This window comes from Neisseria sp. Marseille-Q1983 (assembly GCF_018224585.1).
Lineage (GTDB): Bacteria > Pseudomonadota > Gammaproteobacteria > Burkholderiales > Neisseriaceae > Neisseria > Neisseria polysaccharea.
This window is the reverse complement of sequence record NZ_JAGTUI010000013.1, coordinates 18,101-40,053: the sequence shown is the minus strand read 5'-3', so window position 1 is coordinate 40,053 and position 21,953 is coordinate 18,101. Positions and strand designations below refer to the sequence as shown.

27 protein-coding genes, 1 tRNA gene and 2 pseudogenes are annotated in these 21,953 nt (G+C 53.7%); 13 read left to right on the top strand and 17 right to left on the bottom strand.

The features are described from left to right. Positions 1-165 (top strand): annotated as a pseudogene (locus tag KEM39_RS04615) (monofunctional biosynthetic peptidoglycan transglycosylase); the annotation flags it as partial. A gap of 169 nt (positions 166-334) precedes the next feature. Here KEM39_RS04615 and KEM39_RS04610 read toward each other — a convergent pair. The 6 genes from KEM39_RS04610 to KEM39_RS04585 form a co-directional block, all read right to left on the bottom strand. Next, positions 335-410, bottom strand: a tRNA-Phe gene (locus KEM39_RS04610). A gap of 190 nt (positions 411-600) precedes the next feature. Continuing rightward, positions 601-1,335, bottom strand: coding sequence for an LPS export ABC transporter ATP-binding protein (lptB, locus tag KEM39_RS04605; RefSeq protein WP_025458280.1), 735 nt, complete (start codon positions 1,333-1,335; stop codon positions 601-603). A 73-nt stretch (positions 1,336-1,408) separates the two neighbouring features. Further along, positions 1,409-1,939 (bottom strand): lipopolysaccharide transport periplasmic protein LptA, encoded by a 531-nt coding sequence (lptA, locus tag KEM39_RS04600; protein ID WP_025458281.1) that lies wholly within the window; start codon positions 1,937-1,939, stop codon positions 1,409-1,411. Continuing rightward, a complete protein-coding gene (gene lptC, locus KEM39_RS04595; protein WP_211709654.1) occupies positions 1,920-2,501 on the bottom strand; it encodes an LPS export ABC transporter periplasmic protein LptC in 582 nt (193 codons plus the stop codon). The genes lptA and lptC overlap by 20 nt, the downstream gene beginning before the upstream one ends. After that, positions 2,498-3,034 carry a KdsC family phosphatase gene (locus KEM39_RS04590; protein ID WP_019272098.1) on the bottom strand — a complete coding sequence of 179 codons (537 nt, stop codon included), beginning with the start codon at positions 3,032-3,034 and terminating at the stop codon, positions 2,498-2,500. The genes lptC and KEM39_RS04590 overlap by 4 nt, the downstream gene beginning before the upstream one ends. A gap of 65 nt (positions 3,035-3,099) precedes the next feature. Next, positions 3,100-4,074 (bottom strand): KpsF/GutQ family sugar-phosphate isomerase, encoded by a 975-nt coding sequence (locus KEM39_RS04585; RefSeq protein ID WP_118997053.1) that lies wholly within the window; start codon positions 4,072-4,074, stop codon positions 3,100-3,102. A 96-nt stretch (positions 4,075-4,170) separates the two neighbouring features. On the opposite strand from KEM39_RS04585, the gene tal reads away from it, so the two are divergent. From tal to KEM39_RS04570, 4 genes are read left to right on the top strand one after another with little or no spacing between them, the layout of a single operon-like run. Continuing rightward, entirely contained in the window at positions 4,171-5,226 is a 1,056-nt protein-coding gene (gene tal / locus KEM39_RS04580) for a transaldolase (RefSeq protein WP_118997054.1), read from the top strand. A 14-nt stretch (positions 5,227-5,240) separates the two neighbouring features. Beyond that, positions 5,241-5,375 carry a hypothetical protein gene (locus KEM39_RS11835; protein WP_257389826.1) on the top strand — a complete coding sequence of 45 codons (135 nt, stop codon included), beginning with the start codon at positions 5,241-5,243 and terminating at the stop codon, positions 5,373-5,375. A gap of 4 nt (positions 5,376-5,379) precedes the next feature. After that, positions 5,380-5,691 (top strand): hypothetical protein, encoded by a 312-nt coding sequence (locus tag KEM39_RS04575; RefSeq protein ID WP_118997055.1) that lies wholly within the window; start codon positions 5,380-5,382, stop codon positions 5,689-5,691. Positions 5,692-5,694: 3 nt separating this feature from the next. Beyond that, on the top strand, positions 5,695-6,366 hold the full coding sequence (locus KEM39_RS04570) for a hypothetical protein (protein ID WP_107862794.1): 672 nt from the start codon (positions 5,695-5,697) through the stop codon (positions 6,364-6,366). Here KEM39_RS04570 and KEM39_RS11985 read toward each other — a convergent pair. Continuing rightward, positions 6,316-6,512: pseudogene (locus KEM39_RS11985) on the bottom strand (IS5/IS1182 family transposase); the annotation flags it as partial. The gene KEM39_RS04570 and the pseudogene KEM39_RS11985 overlap by 51 nt on opposite strands. Here KEM39_RS11985 and KEM39_RS04560 point away from each other — a divergent pair. Both KEM39_RS04560 and gluQRS read left to right on the top strand, forming a co-directional pair. Continuing rightward, positions 6,464-6,691, top strand: a complete 228-nt coding sequence (locus KEM39_RS04560; protein WP_118997160.1) for a hypothetical protein — start codon at positions 6,464-6,466, stop codon at positions 6,689-6,691. The pseudogene KEM39_RS11985 and the gene KEM39_RS04560 overlap by 49 nt on opposite strands. 16 nt (positions 6,692-6,707) lie before the next feature. After that, positions 6,708-7,595 carry a tRNA glutamyl-Q(34) synthetase GluQRS gene (gluQRS, locus tag KEM39_RS04555; RefSeq protein ID WP_118997056.1) on the top strand — a complete coding sequence of 296 codons (888 nt, stop codon included), beginning with the start codon at positions 6,708-6,710 and terminating at the stop codon, positions 7,593-7,595. Positions 7,596-7,664: 69 nt separating this feature from the next. Here the strand turns inward: gluQRS and dusA are convergent, their stop codons facing one another. From dusA to KEM39_RS04520, 7 genes are all read right to left on the bottom strand, one after another. Next, complete coding sequence (gene dusA / locus KEM39_RS04550) at positions 7,665-8,675, bottom strand: tRNA dihydrouridine(20/20a) synthase DusA (RefSeq protein ID WP_118997057.1); 1,011 nt, start codon at positions 8,673-8,675, stop codon at positions 7,665-7,667. A 30-nt stretch (positions 8,676-8,705) separates the two neighbouring features. Then, complete coding sequence (gene dtd / locus KEM39_RS04545) at positions 8,706-9,197, bottom strand: D-aminoacyl-tRNA deacylase (RefSeq protein WP_118997058.1); 492 nt, start codon at positions 9,195-9,197, stop codon at positions 8,706-8,708. A gap of 73 nt (positions 9,198-9,270) precedes the next feature. Then, positions 9,271-10,029, bottom strand: coding sequence for a peptidyl-prolyl cis-trans isomerase (locus KEM39_RS04540; RefSeq protein ID WP_118997059.1), 759 nt, complete (start codon positions 10,027-10,029; stop codon positions 9,271-9,273). A 69-nt stretch (positions 10,030-10,098) separates the two neighbouring features. Next, positions 10,099-10,965: a peptidyl-prolyl cis-trans isomerase gene (locus KEM39_RS04535; RefSeq protein WP_118997060.1), complete on the bottom strand. Its 867-nt coding sequence runs from the start codon at positions 10,963-10,965 to the stop codon at positions 10,099-10,101. 48 nt (positions 10,966-11,013) lie between these two features. Further along, complete coding sequence (locus KEM39_RS04530; protein ID WP_118997061.1) at positions 11,014-11,292, bottom strand: BolA family protein; 279 nt, start codon at positions 11,290-11,292, stop codon at positions 11,014-11,016. Then, positions 11,292-11,582 carry a YciI family protein gene (locus KEM39_RS04525; protein WP_019272089.1) on the bottom strand — a complete coding sequence of 97 codons (291 nt, stop codon included), beginning with the start codon at positions 11,580-11,582 and terminating at the stop codon, positions 11,292-11,294. The genes KEM39_RS04530 and KEM39_RS04525 overlap by 1 nt, the downstream gene beginning before the upstream one ends. Positions 11,583-11,584: 2 nt before the next feature. Next, a complete protein-coding gene (locus KEM39_RS04520) occupies positions 11,585-12,115 on the bottom strand; it encodes a septation protein A (RefSeq protein WP_118997062.1) in 531 nt (176 codons plus the stop codon). A gap of 288 nt (positions 12,116-12,403) precedes the next feature. Between KEM39_RS04520 and tspA the strand changes: the two genes are divergently transcribed. Then, positions 12,404-15,019, top strand: a complete 2,616-nt coding sequence (gene tspA, locus KEM39_RS04515) for a FimV/HubP family polar landmark-like protein TspA (RefSeq protein WP_118997063.1) — start codon at positions 12,404-12,406, stop codon at positions 15,017-15,019. Between the two features lie 172 nt (positions 15,020-15,191). Here the strand turns inward: tspA and gloA are convergent, their stop codons facing one another. The 3 genes from gloA to KEM39_RS04500 are packed head-to-tail and all read right to left on the bottom strand — an operon-like array spanning position 15,192 to position 17,126. Beyond that, complete coding sequence (gene gloA, locus KEM39_RS04510; protein ID WP_211709653.1) at positions 15,192-15,608, bottom strand: lactoylglutathione lyase; 417 nt, start codon at positions 15,606-15,608, stop codon at positions 15,192-15,194. A 23-nt stretch (positions 15,609-15,631) separates the two neighbouring features. Further along, on the bottom strand, positions 15,632-16,801 hold the full coding sequence (lapB, locus tag KEM39_RS04505; RefSeq protein ID WP_107862969.1) for a lipopolysaccharide assembly protein LapB: 1,170 nt from the start codon (positions 16,799-16,801) through the stop codon (positions 15,632-15,634). Between the two features lie 10 nt (positions 16,802-16,811). Next, on the bottom strand, positions 16,812-17,126 hold the full coding sequence (locus tag KEM39_RS04500) for a lipopolysaccharide assembly protein LapA domain-containing protein (protein WP_118997065.1): 315 nt from the start codon (positions 17,124-17,126) through the stop codon (positions 16,812-16,814). Positions 17,127-17,256: 130 nt separating this feature from the next. Between KEM39_RS04500 and KEM39_RS04495 the strand changes: the two genes are divergently transcribed. From KEM39_RS04495 to ilvE, 5 genes are all read left to right on the top strand, one after another. Continuing rightward, entirely contained in the window at positions 17,257-18,207 is a 951-nt protein-coding gene (locus KEM39_RS04495; protein WP_192886289.1) for a choline kinase family protein, read from the top strand. Then, a complete protein-coding gene (locus KEM39_RS04490; protein ID WP_118997068.1) occupies positions 18,207-19,085 on the top strand; it encodes a DMT family transporter in 879 nt (292 codons plus the stop codon). The genes KEM39_RS04495 and KEM39_RS04490 overlap by 1 nt, the downstream gene beginning before the upstream one ends. Then, complete coding sequence (locus tag KEM39_RS04485; RefSeq protein ID WP_118997069.1) at positions 19,082-19,810, top strand: NTP transferase domain-containing protein; 729 nt, start codon at positions 19,082-19,084, stop codon at positions 19,808-19,810. The genes KEM39_RS04490 and KEM39_RS04485 overlap by 4 nt, the downstream gene beginning before the upstream one ends. 74 nt (positions 19,811-19,884) lie before the next feature. Beyond that, positions 19,885-20,688, top strand: coding sequence for a LicD family protein (locus KEM39_RS04480; RefSeq protein WP_107862921.1), 804 nt, complete (start codon positions 19,885-19,887; stop codon positions 20,686-20,688). Positions 20,689-20,769: 81 nt separating this feature from the next. After that, positions 20,770-21,768 (top strand): branched-chain-amino-acid transaminase, encoded by a 999-nt coding sequence (gene ilvE, locus KEM39_RS04475; protein WP_107862970.1) that lies wholly within the window; start codon positions 20,770-20,772, stop codon positions 21,766-21,768. Positions 21,769-21,953: the final 185 nt, after the last annotated feature.

Genomic DNA, 21,953 nt, shown 5'->3' with positions numbered 1-21,953 from the left:
CCCGCCGCCAAGCTGAGCAAACAGCAGGCGGCGAAATTGACGGCGCGCGTCCCCGCCCCGCTCTACTACGCCGACCATCCGAAAAGCAAACGCCTGCGCAACAAAACCAATATCGTGCTCAGACGCATGGGTTCGGCAGAATTGCCTGAAAGCGATACGGACTGATTGTTTCAGATATGGAAATGCCGTCTGAACTGCGGTTCAGACGGCATATGTTTTCTGGTTTTTACCTGCCCGACAGCCGCAAAGACCGTATCATACATAGCAGGCATTTACGGTGCGGGACTGCTGCCGAAAACAGCAGGCAAAAAATAACCGCTCTAAAGCGGTTTTTTGGTGGCCAGAGGCGGAATCGAACCGCCGACACACGGATTTTCAATCCGTTGCTCTACCAACTGAGCTATCTGGCCTTTATCTGTCTCGTTAAGAGATGCGTATTAAACCAAATTTCGGGACAACACGCAAGCGGATTTGTCGATATTTTTTATCCAACCGACTAAGTCGATGTTTTAAGTTTAAATTAATTTCACAGAAAAATAGTGCAAATCGGTTTTTTGCCGTTTGTTCGGCGATATTCTGCTTTTCAGACGGCAAAACGCTTCAATATTTGAAGTTCTCGCCCAAATAGACGGCGCGCACCTGTTCGTTGCCGACCAGATCGTCGGGCTTGCCGGAAGCCAGCACCGCACCGTCTGAAATGATGTAGGCGCGGTCGCAGATGCTGAGGGTTTCGCGTACGTTGTGGTCGGTAATCAATACGCCGATACCGCGCGATTTGAGGAAACCGATGATTTTCTGGATATCGATGACGGCGATGGGATCGACACCTGCAAAGGGTTCGTCCAAAAGGATGAAGCGTGGTTTCATGGCGAGGACACGGGCGATTTCGACGCGCCGCCGTTCTCCGCCGGACAGCGACGGCGCAGGATTGCGGCGCAAGTGTCCGATATTGAGGTCGGCAAGCAGTTTTTCGATTTCTCTGTCGATTTGATTTTTATCTTTGGTTCTGATTTCCAAGATGGCGCGGATGTTTTGTTCGACGGTCATTTTGCGGAATATCGAGGCTTCCTGCGGCAGGTAGCCGACACCTAGGCGGGCGCGTTCGTGTATGGGCAGGTGGCGCAATTCCTGCCCGTCCAGCATCACGCTGCCCGCATCGGCGGCAATGAGTCCGACTATCATGTAGAAGCTGGTGGTTTTACCCGCGCCGTTGGGCCCGAGCAGGCCGACGACTTCACCGCTTTCGATTTCGAGGGAGAAGCTTTTAACGACTTGGCGTTTTTTAAAACTTTTTTGCAGGTTTTGAACAACAAGGCGGCTTACGTTTGCGCTCATAAATATCTCTTCAATATCTTCGGACGGCATATGCCGTCCGAACCGGGTTTATGTTTCAGACGGCATTTTGGGATTATTCGGATTTTTGCGTACTCGAAGGCTGGATAACGACGCTGACCCTGCCGGATTTGGAAGCGGATTTTGCGCCGGATTTTGTGCTGCCGCTGATGGTATAGACTTCGGTTTTGGTGTTGTAGGTAATCACCGCGCCTTCGGCGACATCACCGCCGCGCTGTACTCTGGCATTACCGGTTAAGACTACGGTGCTGCCTGCAGACGAATAAGCAACGTTGTTTGCCTGACCACGCACCGTCCCTTTGCCCCCGTCCAACGTTTGGCTGAAGCGCACGGGTGAGCCGTCGGCCTTCATAAACTGTTCGCCTTTGCCATTACGCGTTACGTTGACGCGGGCGGCGGAAATATTGAGCGTCCCCTGTCTGATGACGACATTGCCGCTGAATGTGGTGCTTTGGTTGGCTTGATCGAGCGAACCTTGGTCGGCCTCAATCTGAATAGGCTGCCTGCTGTCGCTTTGAAGGGCAAAAGCGGGGGATGCCGAAAAAAATGCTATTAAAACAAAAATTTTACATATTTTTTGTATCATAAATCGTGGCTTTCACTTTAGATGAGAAGTTCAACAGGCCTGTTTTGTGGTTGTAGGTCATACCGCCCGCCTGACCGTGCGATGCACCATATTGGAAACTGACAGGCGTATCGGTTTGGGCATATTGAGATTCGGTATCGACGTGCAGCTTTTCGGTTTCAACTTTACCCGCCTGCCGTTTGCCGTCGGCGGTTTTGGTCAGCACAACGTTGTTTTTAAAAAGAACCTGTTTGTTTTCGGTATGGTAAACGGCTTCATCGCTGCCGACTTCGTACAACAACCTGCCTTCTTGGAAGAACACGAGATGCGGCGAATCAAAATGGATGTCGCTGCTTTCGGGAAACTGTTTCGCGCCCTTTGAGCTCAAATGTTCTTTCAAGTATCCCTGTTCGTCAAACCGCCTGCCGTCCAAGCCGCCCATTGTGTATTGAGGTTCGTCGGGATTGAGCCTGACTTCCTCGATTTCGACTTCGCTGATGCGCCCCAGCCATGCCGACAGGCTGCCCAAGGCAACCGCCAATATCAATGGGAACGCGATTCCGTACCGCCATCTTACTTTCATTTGATGTACCCGTTCAAAGCCGCGCCCAACGTACCTTGCGCCTGCATAATCAGGTCGCACGCTTCGCGCACCGCGCCTGCGCCGCCCGCGTGTTCCGTGATATAGGCGGCGTGTTGCCGCGCAAACCAATGCGCGCCGGGGACGGCAACCGGCAATCCGCAACGCACCATCACCGGCAAATCGACCACGTCGTCGCCGACAAAGGCGCATTCGGCTTCTTCCACGCCTGCCTGCGCGCGCAATTCTTCATACGCGGCACGTTTGTCGCGAATGCCTTTGAAATAGTAATTTATGCCCAACTGTTTGACGCGGATGCCGACGGAGGGCGCGTCCCGGCCTGTGATAATCGCAGTTTGCACGCCGCTTGCCTGAAGCATTTTCAGACCGTGTCCGTCCAGCGTGTGAAACGATTTGATTTCTTCGCCGTCGTCGCGGATAAAGATGCACCCGTCGGTCAAAACGCCGTCCACATCCAATATCAGCAGTTTGATTTTGGCGGCGCGCGCCTGTAATTCGGGAGAAAGTGCCTGCATTGGGATTTCCTTGTTTTCAGGCGGCATATTTTAACACAAATGCCGTCTGAAACGGCTGCGCCGCCTTATACAATCCGTGCCGCCAAAAGGTCGTGCATATTCAGCGCGCCGATCAGCACGCCGTCGGCATCGGTTACCAAAAGACCGTTGATGTGGTTTGCCTGCATCACTTTCAACGCTTCGGCGGCGAGGCGTTCGGCGGAGATGGTTTTGGGCTGCGTATGCATCATTTCCTCCACCTGAAGACCGGCAAGGCTGTCGCGCCGTTGGAACAGGCGGCGCAAATCGCCGTCGGTGAACACGCCTTTCAGACGGCCTTGGGCATCCGTTACCGCCAGCATCCCCAGTCCTTTCTCGCTCATGCTGACGATGGCTTCTTTTAAAGGTGTGCCGAGCCGGACGGCAGGCAGGCCGCCGCCTTTGTGCATAATGTCGGCAACGCGCAAAAGCAGGCGTTTGCCGAGGCTGCCGGCAGGGTGGCTCAAGGCGAAATCGTCGGGCGTGAACGCGCGCGCGCGCAGCAGGACGACCGCCAACGCATCGCCCAAAGCCATCACGGCGGTGGTGCTGCTGGTCGGGGCAAGCCCCAGCGGGCAGGCTTCTTGAGAAACCGATGCCGTGATGTGGATGTCGGCATAACGCGCCATCGTCGAACCGGGGCGGGCGGTGATGCAGACAAGCGTAATGTTTTTGCGTTTGAGCGCGGGGATGATGGCGGCGATTTCGTCGCTTTCGCCGGAATTGGAAATGGCGACGACCACGTCGTTGTCCACAATCATCCCCAGATCGCCGTGTGCCGCTTCCGCAGGGTGGACGAAAAACGCGGGCGTGCCGGTCGAAGCCATGGTTGCCGCTATTTTGCGCCCGACGTGTCCCGACTTGCCCATACCCGTGATGACGACCCTGCCCGTGCAGCGCAGCAATGCGTCTGTCGCAAGGGCGAAGTTTTCGTCCAAATCCGCCGCAATTTCGCGCAAGCCTTCCGCTTCGGTGTGCAGCACTTCGCGCGCCCAATCGAGATATTTTCCGTTTCCTGCCATTGCAATCCGCCTTTGCTGTAATAAAACTACCCAAATTTTCCGAATCGGGGTAGCATAAGCCTTCAAACCCCGCCTATCCATCCAAAGGAATCAGAGATGACTATTTTATCGGACGTTAAAGCATTAGGACAACAAATCTGGCTGGACAACCTTTCCCGCTCGCTCGTGCAAAGCGGCGAATTGGCGCAAATGCTGAAACAAGGCGTGTGCGGCGTAACTTCCAATCCCGCCATCTTTCAAAAAGCCTTCGCCGGCGATGCGCTTTACGCCGACGAGGTTGCCGCCCTCAAGCAGCAAGACCTGACCCCGAAACAACGCTACGAAACGATGGCGGTTGCCGATGTGCGTGCCGCCTGCGACGTTTGCCTTGCCGAACACGAATCCACCGGCGGCAAAACCGGTTTCGTCAGCCTCGAAGTTTCGCCCGAGTTATCCAAAGACGCGCAAGGCACGGTTGAAGAAGCGCGCCGCCTCTACGCCGCCATCGGGTGCAGAAACGCGATGATTAAAGTGCCGGCCACCGACGCAGGCATCGATGCGCTCGAAACCCTCGTTTCAGACGGCATCAGCGTCAACCTCACGCTGCTGTTCTCCCGCGCCCAAACACTCAAAGCCTACGCCGCCTACGCACGCGGCATTGCCAAACGCTTGGCAGCCGGACAAAGCGTTGCCCATATCCAAGTTGTCGCCAGCTTCTTCATCTCCCGTGTGGACGGCGCGCTGGACACAACACTGCCCGACCACCTCAAAGGCAAAATCGCCATCGCCCTTGCCAAAGCCGCCTACCAAGACTGGGCGCAATACTTCGGCAGCTCGGAATTTGCCGCACTGGAAGCCCAAGGCGCAAACCGCGTGCAGCTTTTATGGGCATCTACCGGCGTGAAAAACCCTGCCTATCCCGACACGCTCTACGTTGACAGCCTGATCGGCGCGCACACCGTCAACACCGTTCCCGATGCCACGCTCAAAGCCTTTATCGACCACGGCACAGCCAAAGCCACGCTGACCGAAGGCGCGGACGAAGCGCAAGCGCAGCTTGCCGAAATTGCCGCGCTCGGCATCGATGTCGAAACCTTGGCGGCGCGTTTGCAGGAAGACGGTTTGAAACAATTTGAAGAAGCCTTTGAAAAACTGCTCGCACCGTTGGTTTAAACTTTTCATCCCCGATGCCGTCTGAAAGGCTTTCAGACGGCATCGCCCTTTTGACCGGACACAGTGCGGCATATCAAGGATTCGCCCTAAAAATATTAATCAACAAGAAGTTAATGCACGACATTACCCACCAACACAAAAGGAAATAGAATCATGGCAAAAGCACTCGAAATCATTTCACCCAATGAAATTTATTCAGATCTGATTTTTAAGGATCCGGTACCTCCCCATACTATCTTGCGCTCAATGGGTGCAAAAGATATTAGGATCAACCAACAGCAGGTAAACAACCAAATGTGCCGGGTAGGGATCTGCCGCCCGGATGTCCAAGCCACCTTGCGTGATTCTAATAAACGAATTTATATCGAATACGATCGCGCCAGTTCGAACCGTGGAGCCGGACATGCATCAAGAGCATTGAGTAATGATCCGGATGCTATTGTAATTTTAAGAACCGTGGATTAAATTATGAATGTAAACAAAGATTTTTTTCTTGCAAAAGACGGCCATCCAAGCCTGAAACAGTTTTATTTTATTGGCGCGCCATTTGAAAAAGCACTGGATCTCTATTTGAAAAGATTAATGGATTTAAGCGACTTTTATCAGAATTTAAAACCGAAACTATCGTATTTGGATGAGGAATATACCCTCAGTCAGAAATTGGATTTCTTGAATCCGCTTGAGATTACCGGATCATCCAAATATTTATTGTTGGAAACGCAGTCTGATTGGTCATTGCTAATAGACAATAATCGGAACGGCACAGACTTTTCAAGTGTGCCGTATGAAGCCTTGCTGTGGAAAATCAGATTATTGACTATGTACTTACGCCCATATTTTGGCAAAGATGAATTCGGTGCGGTCTCATTTACCCTATATGAGGGCAGCAAACAGGTTTCCCGTCATGACTGCGAAACCAGAAATGTTATGCTGCATAAAGAAACCAGTCGTGTCGAGTTTATGGAATATGGCACGCCGCTGCCGTTTGAACAGACAGAAAAATATACCGAAAGACTCAAAAAAAACAGGCTGACTGTGGAGATGATCGAAGAATATTGCAAACATTTAGGCATTTCATTATTTGATTTGGACTTCTACCAGTCCAAAGCCGCCCTTATTGAGATATTGAGAAACAAATAACTTCCATCTCTTCATATACAGAATTGATGAAACTGGTTGGTATAGTGGATTAAATTTAAACCAGTACAGCGTTGCCTCGCCTTGCCTACTATTTGTACTGTCTGCGGCTTCGTCGCCTTGTCCTGATTTAAATTTAATCCACTATAGAAATGCAAGTAATGAGAGAATCGCAGATAGAGCCTTCGATTTTTTCTCGCCCGGCCTTATGGATGGTTCAGCTACCGAAGAGCAATATAATGCCCTATATGATTTAACCTTGCTTGAAGAGCCCGGGATGGAACTGAATAAAGATGAGATAATGGCTTTGATTAATAGTCTTAAATAAAGGGGCTGTACCGGATATGTACACAGGACGTTTTGCCCCCAGCCCGACCGGGCTGCTCCACATCGGCTCGCTGCTGACCGCCGTCGCTTCCTATGCCGATGCACGCTCAAACGGCGGCAAATGGCTGGTCCGCATGGAAGACCTCGATCCGCCGCGCGAAATGCCGGGGGCGGCAAGCCATATCCTGCACACGCTTGAGGCATTCGGATTCGAGTGGGACGGAGAAGTCGCCTATCAGAGCCGCCGTTACGCCCTGTATGAAGAAACCCTATGCCGCCTGAAAACCGCCGGACTGGTCTATCCCTGCCATTGCAGCCGCAAAGACTGGCAGGCCGGGGCAAGGCGGGGCGCAGACGGGTTCGTCTATAACGGACGCTGCCGCCACCCCGGTCAACGCCCTGCACCGCAAGGCAAACAGCCTGCGTGGCGCATCCGCGTCCCCGACCGCGACATCGGCTTTTCAGACGGCATCGTCGGCGGTTACGCCCAAAACCTCGCCGGCGACATCGGCGATTTCGTCCTGCTTCGTGCAGACGGTTACTGGGCATACCAACTCGCCGTCGTTGCCGACGATGCCGAACAAGGCGTTACCCACATCGTCCGCGGACAAGACCTGCTCGTTTCTACGCCGCGCCAAATCTATTTGCAGCAGTGTTTGGGCGTTCCGACACCGCAATATGCCCACCTGCCGCTCCTGACCAACGCACAAGGGCAGAAATGGTCGAAACAGACGCTCGCCCCCGCATTGGATTTAAACCGCCGCGAACAACTCCTCCGCCAAGTGTTCCGTTACCTCAAGCTGCCCGATGCGCCGGAAACCGACCGCCCTGCCGAACTGCTCGACTGGGCGGTGGCGCACTGGGATATGGGCAAAGTGCCGAAACACGCCATTACCGCCCCCTAAACACCGCCCGACAAACGCACAAATGCCGTCTGAAGCCTTCAGACGGCATTTCACACATACAGCCCTGCCCTATTCGCGCGTATTTGCCCGTTCGACTTCTTTCCACGCTTCGAGAATCAGGCTGCCGTCGTTGTCTTTCAAGAGTGTCGCGTCGGAAAGCATACGCCGCCAAGTCCGCGCGCCTTTCAAGCCGTGCATCAGCCCGAGGCTGTGGCGGACGATGTGGCGCAAGATTGTGCCGCGTCCGGCTTGGATTTGGGCTTGGCTGTATGTGTAGAGGCGTTGCACCAAATCGGCGTATTCAATCGGGCTGCGGGTATCGCCGTAAAACAGTCTGTCCCATTCGTGCATCACCATCGGGTTGTGGTACGCCTCGCGCCCGACCATCACGCCGTCAACGTGTTGCAGGTGTCCGGCGATTGCTTCGTTGGTGGTAATACCGCCGTTGATGATGATTTCCAGCTCGGGAAACTCCTGCTTGAGGCGGTAAACGTAATCGTATTTCAAGGGCGGAACGTCGCGGTTTTCTTTGGGAGAAAGTCCGTCCAGCCATGCGTTGCGGGCGTGGACGATGAAGGTTTTGCAGGCGGTTTTGTCACGCAGCGTGCCGACGAAATCGGCAACGGTTTGGTATTCGGTCTGCCTGTCCACACCGATGCGGTGTTTGACGGTAACGGGAATGCCGACCGCGTCCTGCATCGCGTTGAGGCAGTCGGCAACCAGCCCGACTTCGTTCATCAGACACGCGCCGAACGCGCCTTTCTGCACGCGCGGACTGGGGCAGCCGCAGTTGAGGTTGACCTCGTTGTAGCCGTATGCTTCGGCAGCTTTGGCGGCTTTCGCCAAATCGGACGGATCGCTGCCGCCCAGTTGCAGGGCGACGGGCTGCTCGCCTTCGTTAAACATCAAAAAGCGGTCTTTGTCGCCGTAAACAATCGCGCCGGCGTTGACCATTTCGCTGTACAGCCAAGTATTGCGGGTAATCTGGCGCGCCATATAACGGTAGTGCCTGTCCGTCCAGTCCAACATCGGGGCGACGGACAGGCGGCGGGGAGGAAGGGTTTGCGTGTTGTCGTTCATTGTCGATATTTCATCATTGCGGATTCAATTTCAATCCGGAACAACCTTCATTTTTGGGGAAATCCGCGTCATGAAAGAGTCCAGCAGTATGGTTACCGGCCCGTCGTTGCAGAGCGACACCTGCATATGCGTGCGGAAACGCCCTGTTTCGACATGAATTCCGTGTCCGCGCAACAGTTCCGCCGTTCGCAGGTAAAGCTGCTGCGCCTGTTCTGCAGGTGCGGCTTGCGAAAACGAAGGCCGCCGCCCGCTTGCCGCATCGGCATAAAGCGTAAACTGCGACACCAGCAGCACGGAGCCGCCGACATCTTTCAAAGACAGGTTCAGCTTGCCCGCTTCGTCTTCAAACACGCGCAAATGGGCAATTTTGTCGGCAATATATTGCGCATCTTTCTCGGTATCATCATGTGTTACACCGAGCAACACGACAAACCCGCCGTCAATTTTGCCGCAGGTTTCCGTGCCGTTTTCAGACACGACATCTACCTTCGCACCCGTCGTTTTCTGTATGACCGCACGCATAAGCCGTCCTCCTTACCTGAACGTGCAATGCCGTCTGAAAAGGCTTCAGACGGCATCGGTATCGGAAATGCCATTACGGTTTGACACCGTTTTCTTCCAAAAGGGCATCGATTTTCAAGCGGGCTTTTTCTTGTCTCAAACCCTGCTCCAATTGGTTTCTGACCAACTCGAAAGGTTGCGCGTCGGGGTTTTTCCCAACCTCGCTGAGTTTGAACAGATAATAGCGTTCGCCCAATTTGACCGGATTGCGGGTAACGTCGCCCCGATTCATCGCGGCAAACCGGGAAGCCAGCGGCTCGGGAAGCTGCTGCGCCATAATGAAACCGTCAAACGCCTGCTCGTTGTTCGGATAACGTTTCATTAATCCTTCAAAAGACAAGCCCTTCAGCAGAAGCTGCTGCGCCTGACGCGCCTCTTCTTCAGTGGCAAAGTTGACCTGCTGCAATTTGATCATACGGATTTGCTGTTCGTAAAACTTGTGCAGCTCGTCTTCGGAAACCGTTTCCGAACGTTCCAGAAAACGGACGTACTCCTCGGCATAAAAAGACGCTTCGGTGATTTTAAAGCGGTTTTGGACATCCTTATCCTTATCCAAACCTTCCTTCAATGCCCTGTTTTTCAAAACTTCCAAAGTTTGCAGCCGGCGGACGGCATCGTTTCGGACAGCCTGTCCGTCCGGTTTTTGGGTCTGCTCCGCATGCCGGTCTGCCTGCTGCATGATCTGCGCCACCAGCATATCCACCAAAGCCGGGTCGATTTCGGGTGCTTTGGCTGCCGCAAAACCTGCCAACATTGCAGCAATAACTGCGGCAGCGGTTTTTTTCTGTTTCATGGTATTCCCTGTCCTGTGCGGCGGCAAAACGCCTGTCTGAACGTTTTGCCTCCGTATCCCGTTTTCAGATTATTTTGCAGGTTTGATGTCTGCCTTGCCCAACAGCGCACCGACGGCACGGTCAATCCGTTCCGCTTGAAGGTTGCCGGCAATCTGCTCCTTCATTTCGTCAAAGGAAGGCACTTTCACATCGCGGCGGTCGTTAACATAATAAACGCCGTAGAAATCGCCGTTTTTCAGCGGCGTTGCCGTAAATTCGCCTTTTTTCAAGTCCTTAATTGCCTGATAAAGCGGCGGAACACCCTGTTCCAAATCTTTCAGCGGCACATATCCAACCGGCGCGCCGGTCTGTTTGGTATGGTCGTTGAGGGAATATTGTTTCAAAACAGCATCGAAACCTTTTTTCGCCTTCAGATCGGCAACCGCTTTTTTCGCATTTTCTTCCTTGTCGGTCAGGATTTCGCCCAACTGAATTTCCTGCGTACCTTTGTAAAAACCGCTGATATTATCATATGCGGTTTTTACTTCCTGCTCGGAAACCGGTTGGGTTTTGGCGATATGCAGCGCGTATGCCTCGCCGTTCAAGCCATATTCTACCGCCTGCCAAACGGTTTTGAAGGACGGTTTCTTGTCGTCGCCCGACTTTTTCGCTTCGGCACGCAATTTGGCAAGCGCGTCTTTAAACTCTGCCGACTGGTCGAGTTTCAAACGTTTGACTTCCTGCGCGACCACGGTGTTGACCACTTCGTTTTCCAGCAGGGATTGGCGCAGTTGCGGCGTGTCTTCGGCACGGCTGTTTTCCGCACGGAATGCGGCAACCTGCGCATCGATGACGGAACTGTCGATTTTTTGACCGTTGACGGTTGCCAGTGTTTGGGCAAACAGGCTGCCTGAACAGGCAAGCAGTGCAACGGAAGTCAGGATTTTTGCTTTCATAATCTTCTCTCTTTAAATTTTAAATTGAAATGTTCGGGCAGACTTCATTCAGTCCGCCGTATGGAAATACTCGTCAGGGGCAGCCGCCCGGATGCCGAGCGCGTGAATCATGCCGTCTGAAAACAAATCTTTGAGCAGCGATTTGACCGTTTTCTGACGGTTCAGGCGGCTTACGCCTTCAAAACGGCCGCTGACGACCAAAACGGCATAATGTCCGCCGCCGGTATTGCCCGCGTGTCCTTTGTGCAAATGGCTCTCATCGCCGATTTCCAACACCAGAGGATCGAGCGTCTGCAGGCGTTCGCGGATCAAATCGACGGCCGGCATTATTTGAACACCGCTTTAAACGGCTTGATCAGCACTTCGCTATACACGCCTGCATGAACATAGGGATCGTCTTCCGCCCAAGCCTGCGCCGCATCCAAAGACTCGAACTGCGCCACAATCAGACTGCCCGAAACACGTTCGGGATTATCCGGCAGCGGGTTTGGGCCTGCCGTCAACAGCCGACCTTCCGACTTCAGCGTCTCCAGCCGTTTGAGGTGTTCGGGACGTGCCGCCATACGCGCCTCGTGCACATCCTCCCCGTCTGTTGCCAGCAACATAAAATATTCCACAGTCAATCCTCCTTTTTCAGATAGGTACTCAGATAAATACCCTGAATAATAAAGAAAACAAGCATCAGCGCAGTCGAACCGAACATCTTATAGTTGACCCATTGCGCTTCAAACCTGGTAAACACAAACCAGTTGGCAATACCCATAAAAATCAGAAAACCGACCCACATATAAGTCAATTTCGCCCATACGGCATCCGGAAGTGAGATTTCCCTGCCGATACTCGCCTTCAAGCCGTTTTTACCCGCAAGGTGGCTGCCCAGCAGGAATAACGCCCCGCACCAGAACAATACCGTCGGCTTCCACATAATGAAGCGGCTGTCGCCCAAAACAATGGTTGCGCCGCCGAATACGACAATCAGCACCAATCCGACCCACTGCATCGTATCCAGCTTTTTATATTTCCAATACAGAAAAGCCGCCTGAACCACACCGGCAACCAATGCGACCGCCGTAGCGGCAATCATGTTTTTGGTAACGGTATAAGTGGCGAAAAACAGGATGACGGAAAAAAGGTCGCTGACGAATTTCATATCCAAATGATAAAGCAAATCAAATAATCGCTAATCATACAGGCAGAACCCTGTTTTTGCACCTGCAAAACCGACAAATTTTATTTCGGACGATGCAAATATGCACAGATGTTTTTGAAAAAAGATGAAGATATGACATAATTTGTAAAATTGGCTTTAAAATACAGCTTCGGCCGGGACCTCTGCCTATCCGCACCCTATCGTCCGTATTGCCGATGCCTGATGACGAAATTTACAGACTGTACGCGGCAGGGTCGCATCCCGCCGCCGAACCACAGGGGATAAATCTTGAAAAACAACAGACGAATCAAACTGATTGCCGCCTCCGTCGCACTTGCCGCATCCTTACAGGCGCACGCGGGGCTCAGCGGGCTGGATGTCCGTTCCAACCTTGACGAACCTTTTTCCGGCAGCATTACCGTAACCGGCGAAGAAGCCAAAGCCCTGCTAGGCGGCGGAAGCGTTACCGTTTCCGAAAAAAGCCTGACCGCCAAAGTCCGCAAGCTCGGGGATAAGGCCGTCATTACCGTTTCCTCCGCACACGCAGTCCGCGATCCCGTCCTGGTGTTCCGCATCGGTGCAGGCGCGCAGGTACGCGAATACACCGCCATCCTCGATCCTGTCGGCTACTCGCCCAAAACCAAATCTGCACTTTCAGGCGGCAAGACACACCGCAAAACCGCTCCGACAGCAGAGTCCCAAGAAAATCAAAACGCCAAAGCCCTCCGCAAAACTGATAAAAAAGACAGCGCGAACGCAGCCGTCAAACCGGCGCATAACGGCAAAACCCATACCGTCCGCAAAGGCGAAACGCTCAAACAGATTGCCGCCGCCATCCGTCCGAAACATCTGACTGCCGCACAAACCGCCGACGCGCTGCTGAAGGCAAACCCAAATGTTTCCGCACACGGCAAACTGCGCGCGGGCAGCGTGCTTCACATTCCGAATCTGAATAGGATCAAAGCGGCAGCACCCAAAAAAATCAAAGCGGAACAACCCAAGCTGCAAACGGCGAAACCCAAAGCCGAAACCGCATCCATGCCGTCTGAACCGTCCAAACAGGCAACGGTAGAGAAACCGATAGAGAAACCTGTCGAAAAACCTGAAGCAAAAGTTGCCGCGCCCGAAGCAAAAGCGGAAAAACCGGCCGTTCGACCCGAACCCAAACCCGCAGCGTCCGAAACTCCGGCTTCGGCGACAGAACGCCAACCCGAACCTGTACCCGCTGCAAATACTGCCGCATCGGAAACTGCTGCCGAATCCGCCCCTCAAGAAGCCGCCGCTTCTGCCATCGACACGCCGACCGACGAAATCGGCAACGCCGTTTCCGAACCTATTGCGGAAACAGCCAGTGAAGTTGCCGCCGAACCCGTTGCCGAACCTGTCGAACAGGTTCCTGCCGAAGAAGAAACCGAAAGCGGACTGTTTGACGGTCTGTTCGGCGGTTCGTACACCTTGCTGCTTGCCGGCGGAGGCGCGGCATTAATTGCCCTGCTGCTGCTTTTGCGCCTTGCCCAATCCAAACGCGCGCGCCGTACCGAAGAATCCGTCCCTGAAAAAGAGCTTGACCTTGACGACGCGGCAGACGACGGCATAGAAATCACCTTTGCCGAAGTCGAAACTCCGGCAACGCCCGAGCCCGCTCCGAAAAACGATGTAAACGACACACTTGCCTTAGATGGGGAATCTGAAGAAGAGTTATCGGCAAAACAAACGTTCGATGTCGAAACCGATACGCCTTCCAACCGCATCGACTTGGATTTCGACAGCTTGGCAGCCGCACAAAACGGCATTTTGTCCGGCGCACTTACGCAGGATGAAGAAACCCAAAAACGCGCGGATGCCGATTGGAACAAAATCGAATCCACAGACAGCGTGTACGAGCCCGAGACCTTCAACCCGTACAACCCTGTCAAAATCGTCATCGACACGCCCAAACCGGAATCTGTCGCCCAAACTGCCGAAAACAAACCGGAAACCGTCGATACCGATTTCTACAACAACCTGTTCTCAAACAACCATATCGGCACAGAAGAAACAGCTTCCGCAAAACCTGCCGCACCCTCCGGACTGGCAGGCTTCCTGAAAGCTTCCTCGCCCGAAACCATCTTGGAAAAAACAGTTGCCGAAGTCCAAACACCGGAAGAGTTGCACGATTTCCTGAAAGTGTACGAAACCGATGCCGTCGCGGAAACTGCGCCTGAAACGCCCGATTTCAACACCACCGCAGACGATTTGTCCGCACTGTTGCAACCTGCTGAAGCACCGGCTGTTGAGGACAATGTAACGGAAACTGTTGCCGATGATTTGTCCGCGCTACTGCAACCGTTTGAAACGCCTGATGTTGGGGAAACCGCAGCAGAAGCCGTTGCCGAAATACCTGATTTCAACGCCACCGCAGACGATTTGTCCGCGCTGCTGCAACCTTTTGAAACACCTGCCGTTGAGAAATTTGAAGCACCGGCTGTTGAGGAAAAAGCAGAGGAAACCGTTGATAAAACGCCCGACTTCCACACCGTTGCCGACGATTTGTCCGCGCTGCTGCAACCTGCCGAAGCACCGGCCGTTGAGGAAAATGCAGCGGAAATCACTTTGGAAACGCCTGATTCCAACACCTCTGAAGCAGACGCTTTGCCCGACTTCCTGAAAGACGGGGAAAAAGAAACGGTAGATTGGAGCATTTCCCTTGCGGAAGAGAATATCCCAAATAATGCAGATACCGGTTTCACTTCGGAATCTGTGGGTTCTGACGCACCGTCCAAAGCGAAATACGACCTTGCCAAAATGTATCTCGAAATCGGCGACCGCGATGCCGCTGCCGAGACAGTGCAGGAATTGCTGGAAGAAGCGGAAGGCGACGTACTCAAACGTGCCCAAGCATTGGCGCAGGAATTGGGTATTTGATTCCCAACTGCCCTTTCGCAGATCAAGGATGCCGTTTCAGACGGCATCTTTTTTTGCCTTATCGGTGTAACGGATAAAGTTTGACCCGGCACAGGCTCAAACAGCAGGCCGCCGGCAACAAAATGCCGTCTGAACCCCCTAAAGGCTTCAGACGGCATTGGCGGCGGCGGTATCAGGCAGTTTGATAGGCAACCGAATCGTCGCCGCTTTTCTTTTGAATGAACTCGATTTTGTATCCGTCGGGGTCTTCGACGAAGGCTATCACAGTTGTGCCGTGTTTCATCGGGCCGGCTTCGCGGACGATGTTTCCGCCCTGCCGCTTCACACGTTCGCAGGCTTTGTAGGCATCGTCCACTTCAATCGCGATGTGTCCGTAGGCGTTGCCCAAGTCGTATCGTTCCGTATCCCAGTTGTGCGTCAGCTCCAAAACCGTGCTGTCGGTTTCGTCGCCGTAACCGACGAAGGCAAGAGTAAATCTGCCCTCGGGATAATCTTTTCGGCGGAGCAGTTTCATACCCAAAACGTTTTGGTAGAAATCGAGGGATTTTTCGAGATTGCCCACGCGGAGCATAGTATGGAGTAAGCGCATTTTTGTGTTCCTCTCGGTAGTGGTTAAACCTCGATTTTGTTTGGCGTAAACGTCTGCCATTTATTGCAGGCAGGACAGTGCCAGAAAAAGACTTGTGATTTGAAGTGGCAGTTTCGGCACCGGTACATCACGCTTCGCTGTAGCTGCCGTCCGATAACCGAACGCATCATATCGGCATCGGCTTTCCAAGTCGGATCCATATCGCTGATTCTTAAACCGAGCAGGCGGTAAACACCGTTCAAGTCCGGTTTGCGCCGAACAAGCTCGATAGCAGTTTGTGCAGCCTCTTTCTCCCCCCTGAGCAATAAGGATTTCTCGTACACGACGTTAATCAAATCAAGTTCCGGGAAGGTCTGCATATACCCTATCAGGCGATTTAATCCTTCTTCAGGCTTTCCTTGCGCCGCATAAGCGTCATAAAGTTTCTCTCCGACCATGCTCAAATAGGCATGATTTTGCTGCTCGATGGCGGCATACGCTTCAACCGATGCAGGAAAATTGCCCTGCCTGTATTCAATGTCGCCTAAAATCATATTGGCACGGGTACATCTTTTGTTGGCCTCAAGGGCTTTACCGACATTAAAACGTGCAACATCAAAATTGGACTTAAACAATGAAGCCTGTGCAAGTTCGCAATAAAACTGTGCGATTTCAAACTGATATGTCTGTTCGTCGTGACTGAGAAGTTGGGCGGTTTCAATCGCTTTTTCCCAATCCCTGTCCTGCTGGTAGATATTGAGCAGGTGCTGTCTGGCTTCACGCGCCATTTCACCGTCTTGCAGACTGAGGAAAATCTGTTCGGCACGGTCAACCAACCCCGCACTTTGATAGTTTTGCGCCAATTCAAACAATACGCGCGCACGCTTGGCTCCGGTTGTATCGGGAGAGTCAAGCAATGTTTGGTGCATATTGATAGCTTTGTCGTTCTCGCCACGCTGACGGTAAAGCTTGCCAAGGGTGAGGTTTAGGTCGTATGACTGGGGCTGCTGATCGATGACCTCTGCCAATTCCCTGGCGGCACGTCCGCTGTTGCGGTCAACCAAGGCATCCAGACTTTTATAAAATCCCGACGGTATGCTTTTTGCCTGCTTTAATACAGTCTTCATATCCACACGGGCGGCAAACCAGCCCATTGCGAAAAAGACGGGCAAAAGGATAATCGGCAGCAGGATAATCCACAATTCGTTGTCCATATCGGCTTTCTTAAGGCTGTTTGGCAGATTCGGCAGCATTTTGTGCCGGCGGTGCAGTCAATTCCTGTCCGCTCAAGCGCGCACTTTTCTTCACTTCCGCACGCAGGCGGCTGTTTTCGCCGCGCAAGGACAGCAGCCGCCCGAACAGGGCAAACATTCCGAACACGATGCCGACGACAAACGCGCCGAACAATACGACAATCAGCGGCAAATCGACTTTCTGTCCGGGCAGGTAGGAGAAGGTAACGGCATCCGTATTAATGACGGCAAGCAGCAGGAAGAACAGCAGAATAATGATTTTGATGACGGTATAGATAAGTTTCATATGTGTTCCGCAGGTAGGACAGACGGGCGGCGCGCCCAAACGGTGCGGCAGCCGGATTGTGCAAGTTTAAACGATTTGACCGCTTCCGGATAGGGAAGCCGCTGACACGGGCAGGCCGCAATGCTAAAATATGCAAAGACAAACTCCCCGCGCCGATACAGAAATGCCATGCAACCAATCGATCAATCAAATTGTAGGCTTTGCCCGAACCTGCCGCAAGCCTGACGAAGTATTTGATTTTCTCACGCGCCACGCCGTCCCCTTCTCCCCCATCGGGGGGATGACCAACCAAAATATCCTGCTGGATCTGCCCGGCGGGAAATTCGTCCTGCGCCTGCCCCATTCCGCCCGCGCCGCCTTGATCGACCGGGGGCACGAGGCGTTCAACAATGATTTGGCGTACCGCGCCGGTTTGAATGTGGAAACGCCTGTTTTGGATGTGCAAAGCGGTGTGAAGCTGACGCGTTATCTGGAAAACTCCGCGCCCTTAAATCAAACGCAACTGCAAGACGAACGCTGCCTGCGCCTGGTGGCGGGCAACCTGCGCCGGCTGCACGGCGGAAACTTTGCCTTCCGCAACACATTCAATGCCTTTGACGCATTCCGCCGGTATTTTTCCTTATTGCAGGACAAGGATTTGTTCCTGAAGGCGGACGCGCGTATGGACAGGCTCGCGGATGCTTTTTGGCGGCTGGAAGGCGTATGCCGGAAACTGCCCCTTCGCCCGTGCCACAATGATTTGGTACCGGAAAATATGCTGTTGCAGGGGGAGGGGCTGTTTTTTATCGATTGGGAGTATTCGGGTATGAACGACCCCTTGTTCGACCTTGCCGCCGTTATCGAGGAGGGGCGGATGCCGTCTGAAGCGGCAGACTGCCTGCTGGAGGCCTATCTTGCGGGCGGGGATTCAGACGGCATCTCGGCGCGGGATGCGGCGGCGCGCCTGAACATCCACCGGTTCTGCCAAAACGTGCTGTGGTTTTTGTGGACGAAGGTTAAAGAGGAACAGGGCGAAGATTTCGGCGGTTATGCGGCACGGCGGCTGGCGGCGGCGTTTGAACTGTCGGAGGTGCTGCCGTGATGCGCGGCTATCTGTTCGGAGCGGCCTCGGCGGTATTTTGGGCGGCTTCCGGCCTGTTGTTCGACCGTTTGCCGTTTGCGCGCGGCGCGGCATTCGGACAGATGGTTTTCTTGCTGTTTTTGATTGATTTGTGTTCTTTGTCGGCAGTGTGGGCGTGGTTGGGGCGCGGCGGCCGGCCGGGGTTTCGCGGCGTTTTTTGGCGGCCCGTGTTGTCGGGGCTGCTCGGCGGGCCGGTCGGTATGTCGGCATACCTTTTGGGCATCCATTACCTGACGGTATATTACGCCGCGCCTTTATCGTCCCTGTTCCCCGTATTGGCGGCGGCTTTGTCGGCTTGGTTTTTAAAGGAACGCACGGGGACGGCGGCGCGTGCCGGTTTCGCGCTGGCGGTACTCTCTTCGGCGGGCTTGGCTGCGGATGCGGGCGGATGGGGCGGACTGAACGCCTTGGGGTTGGTTTGTATCGCGGTGTGCGTTTCGGGCTGGTCGCTCGAGGTTGTTTTGTCTGCCCGGACGATGCGTACGCTCTCCGGCCTTCAGGTTTATTGCTTGCGCCTGTGCGGATCGGTATGCGGCTACCTGCTGATCCTTGTCTGCCTGTCTGCCCGGGGGTTTTCTTTAAACCCCTCCGATTTGTACGACGCGCGCATCATCGGCATCATTGCCTTCGGCGCGTTGTCTTATGCCTGTTATTATCAGGCGATTTATCTGTTGAAACCCCTCAAGGCGATGGCCTTGAACATCACCTATCCTGTTTGGGCGATGGTTTTGGGGTTCTTCGTTTACCGCCACCCGGTTCCGCCGTCCGCCATAATGTGGGCGGTTTTGTTGGGAACCGGCGCGGCATTGAGCCTGTGCGGGCGGAAAGGTGAAATATGAATGCCATTATTTTGGCGGCGGGGCTGGGCAGCCGCTTTAAAGAAATGACGCAAACCGTCCACAAAGCCCTTTTGGACATCTGCGGCACGCCCAACCTCGAAAGGACGCTGTCCTTCCTGCGCGAAGCCGGCATCAGCAATATCGCCGTCGTAACCGGCCATTTGCACCGGCAATTCGATTATCTTCAAGAAAAATACGGCTGTATTTTGATTCACAACGAAAAATATCGGGAATACAACAGCATCTATTCCTTTTCGCTGGCGCGTGATTTTTTCAACGGCTGCTACGTCGTCGATGCCGACGTGGTGCTCGGACGCAATATTTTTTTAAACCGCCCGCGGCACAGCACCTATTTTACCGTCGTCCGCGCCCGCACGCGCAACGAATGGCTGCCTGTTTCAGACGGCACCGGACGGGTCGTCCGCATCGACATCGGTTCCCAACCCCGCCCCAGCCTGTCGGGCGTGTCTTACTGGACGGCGGAAGACTGCCGCGCCATCTTAAACCTGCTTGGGGCATACGCCGGCGCGGAACGCTTGGAAAACCCCAAACTCTATTGGGACAACATCCCGATGGAACACCTCGGCAAACTGGACATCCGCACCGAGCTGCTCGGCAGCGGCGACATATTTGAAATGGACGACCAAGAAGACTACCGCGCCATCTTGCGGCAGCTCGCCCCCCTTCGGCAGCGGCAATGTCCCGACACGCAAGGCGGCACATAAAGCGCGGCCCTGCCGTATTGCCCGAACAGTTTTGCCGCTGCGGATGACGGCGTTTCAACCGGAAAGGAATTTAAATGAAAAAACTGACACTCAGGGAACAACAGCTTGTCTGCCTCGACATTTTGGACGATTTCCACGCCCTGTGCGAACGGCACGGCATCCGCTATTCGCTCGGCGGCGGCACACTGATCGGCGCGATACGCCACCAAGGCTTTATCCCTTGGGACGACGACATCGATGTTTATATGCACTTCGACGAATACCAAAAATTTGTCGGCGCTTGGCAGAAAACCGCGCACCCGCATTATTTTTTGGAAACCATCGAAGACATACGCGCCCGGCACAGCGGAGAAATAGCAAAAATCTTTGATCCCCGTGCGGAACTCATCGACGCATACGGCAAAAAAAGCCCTTTATTTATCGACATTTTCATTTATGACGGCGTACCTGACGAACCAAAAACCATTTTCCGTATGATGAAAAGACACCGCCGCATCAAGCTGCGTTTTTCTTCCTGCAAAAAAAGGTGGCTGAGGGCAAAAGAAGGCAGCCTGAAACACAAAATTTTTGCCGTTTTAAGTCGTTTCCTGTTTGACAAAATGACAAAAAACCTTCAGCAATTTCGAGCCGCCTATCCCATTCGGGAATGCGGTTTCATCGGCTTGGTTTTGTCCGATTACGGCGGCTGGCGGAAATCCTATATGCCCAAAAAATATTTCGACAACGTCGTCTATAAAACATTCGAGGGCAGGCAGTTTCAAGTGATGAACGGCTACCACGAACACCTGACGCAATATTACGGCGACTATATGCGGCTGCCGCCTGAAGAAGAACGGAAACCGCACCATACGTCCGAAGCATACCTGTTGTCCGAATGAGCGCGGCCGGCAGATTGTCATCCGTCCCCGATACGGATTAAAATGTCCGAGTGCATATCCGAACAAGAAAGGCTTTACATCATGAGCAGACCCGTACCCGCCGTATTCGGCAGCGTTTTTCACAGTCAAATGCCCGTCCTCGCCTACCGCGAAGGCAAATGGCAGCCGACCGAATGGCAATCCTCGCAAGACCTCACCCTCGCACCGGGCGCGCACGCCCTGCACTACGGCAGCGAATGTTTCGAGGGACTGAAAGCTTTCCGTCAGGCAGACGGTAAAATCGTACTGTTCCGTCCGACTGCCAATATCGCGCGCATGCAGCAAAGTGCGGACATTTTGCACCTGCCGCGCCCCGAAACCCAAGCTTATCTAGATGCGCTGGTTGAATTGGTTAAACGCGCTGCCGATGAAATTCCCGATGCACCTGCCGCCCTGTACCTGCGCCCGACCTTAATCGGTACCGATCCTGTTATCGGCAAGGCCGGCTCTCCTTCCGAAACCGCTCTGCTGTACATCCTGGCTTCTCCCGTCGGCGACTATTTCAAAGTCGGCTCGCCCGTTAAAATCTTGGTGGAAACCGAACACATCCGCTGCGCCCCGCACATGGGCCGCGTCAAATGCGGCGGCAACTACGCTTCCGCCATGCACTGGGTGCTGAAGGCGAAAGCCGAATATGGCGCAAATCAAGTCCTGTTCTGCCCGAACGGCGACGTGCAGGAAACCGGTGCGTCCAACTTTATCCTGATTAACGGCGATGAAATCATTACCAAACCGCTGACCGACGAGTTTTTGCACGGCGTAACCCGCGATTCCGTACTGACGGTTGCCAAAGATTTGGGCTATACCGTCAGCGAACGTAATTTCACGGTTGACGAACTCAAAGCTGCGGTAGAAAACGGTGCGGAAGCCATTTTGACCGGTACGGCCGCGGTCATTTCCCCGGTAACTTCTTTCGTGATTGATGGCAAAGAAATCGAAGTGAAGAGCCAAGAACGCGGCTATGCCATCCGTAAGGCGATTACCGACATCCAGTATGGTTTGGCGGAAGACAAATACGGCTGGCTGGTCGAAGTGTGCTGATGCTTTAAATAAAAAATGCCGTCTGAAACCCGTTTGGCGTTTCAGACGGCATTTTCGCGTTCGGACCATTTCCGCTGCACCTGCAGCAAGTCGGCACAAAGGCAATCGGTTAAAACAAGCGTCCGCATTTCCCATCCCGCCTGCCGTAAGTCGGGCATTTCTCTGGAAATACGCTTCAGACGGCA

Bases quoted from the DNA above. Each gene is read 5' to 3' on its own strand.
- KEM39_RS04520 (WP_118997062.1), bottom strand. From the start codon at position 12,115: ATGAAATTCGTCAGCGACCTTTTTTCCGTCATCCTGTTTTTCGCCACT.
- gloA (WP_211709653.1), bottom strand. From the start codon at position 15,608: ATGCGCTTACTCCATACTATGCTCCGCGTGGGCAATCTCGAAAAATCC.
- KEM39_RS04585 (WP_118997053.1), bottom strand. From the start codon at position 4,074: ATGGCAGGAAACGGAAAATATCTCGATTGGGCGCGCGAAGTGCTGCAC.
- KEM39_RS04570 (WP_107862794.1), top strand. From the start codon at position 5,695: ATGAATGTAAACAAAGATTTTTTTCTTGCAAAAGACGGCCATCCAAGC.
- KEM39_RS04495 (WP_192886289.1), top strand. From the start codon at position 17,257: ATGCAAAGACAAACTCCCCGCGCCGATACAGAAATGCCATGCAACCAA.
- KEM39_RS04540 (WP_118997059.1), bottom strand. From the start codon at position 10,029: ATGAAACAGAAAAAAACCGCTGCCGCAGTTATTGCTGCAATGTTGGCA.
- lapB (WP_107862969.1), bottom strand. From the start codon at position 16,801: ATGGACAACGAATTGTGGATTATCCTGCTGCCGATTATCCTTTTGCCC.
- lptA (WP_025458281.1), bottom strand. From the start codon at position 1,939: ATGATACAAAAAATATGTAAAATTTTTGTTTTAATAGCATTTTTTTCG.
- KEM39_RS04490 (WP_118997068.1), top strand. From the start codon at position 18,207: ATGCGCGGCTATCTGTTCGGAGCGGCCTCGGCGGTATTTTGGGCGGCT.
- lptC (WP_211709654.1), bottom strand. From the start codon at position 2,501: ATGAAAGTAAGATGGCGGTACGGAATCGCGTTCCCATTGATATTGGCG.
- KEM39_RS04480 (WP_107862921.1), top strand. From the start codon at position 19,885: ATGAAAAAACTGACACTCAGGGAACAACAGCTTGTCTGCCTCGACATT.
- gluQRS (WP_118997056.1), top strand. From the start codon at position 6,708: ATGTACACAGGACGTTTTGCCCCCAGCCCGACCGGGCTGCTCCACATC.
- KEM39_RS04575 (WP_118997055.1), top strand. From the start codon at position 5,380: ATGGCAAAAGCACTCGAAATCATTTCACCCAATGAAATTTATTCAGAT.
- KEM39_RS11835 (WP_257389826.1), top strand. From the start codon at position 5,241: ATGCCGTCTGAAAGGCTTTCAGACGGCATCGCCCTTTTGACCGGACAC.
- lptB (WP_025458280.1), bottom strand. From the start codon at position 1,335: ATGAGCGCAAACGTAAGCCGCCTTGTTGTTCAAAACCTGCAAAAAAGT.
- KEM39_RS04500 (WP_118997065.1), bottom strand. From the start codon at position 17,126: ATGAAACTTATCTATACCGTCATCAAAATCATTATTCTGCTGTTCTTC.
- dusA (WP_118997057.1), bottom strand. From the start codon at position 8,675: ATGAACGACAACACGCAAACCCTTCCTCCCCGCCGCCTGTCCGTCGCC.
- KEM39_RS04590 (WP_019272098.1), bottom strand. From the start codon at position 3,034: ATGCAGGCACTTTCTCCCGAATTACAGGCGCGCGCCGCCAAAATCAAA.
- KEM39_RS04535 (WP_118997060.1), bottom strand. From the start codon at position 10,965: ATGAAAGCAAAAATCCTGACTTCCGTTGCACTGCTTGCCTGTTCAGGC.
- tal (WP_118997054.1), top strand. From the start codon at position 4,171: ATGACTATTTTATCGGACGTTAAAGCATTAGGACAACAAATCTGGCTG.
- KEM39_RS04530 (WP_118997061.1), bottom strand. From the start codon at position 11,292: ATGCCGGCCGTCGATTTGATCCGCGAACGCCTGCAGACGCTCGATCCT.
- KEM39_RS04485 (WP_118997069.1), top strand. From the start codon at position 19,082: ATGAATGCCATTATTTTGGCGGCGGGGCTGGGCAGCCGCTTTAAAGAA.
- dtd (WP_118997058.1), bottom strand. From the start codon at position 9,197: ATGCGTGCGGTCATACAGAAAACGACGGGTGCGAAGGTAGATGTCGTG.
- ilvE (WP_107862970.1), top strand. From the start codon at position 20,770: ATGAGCAGACCCGTACCCGCCGTATTCGGCAGCGTTTTTCACAGTCAA.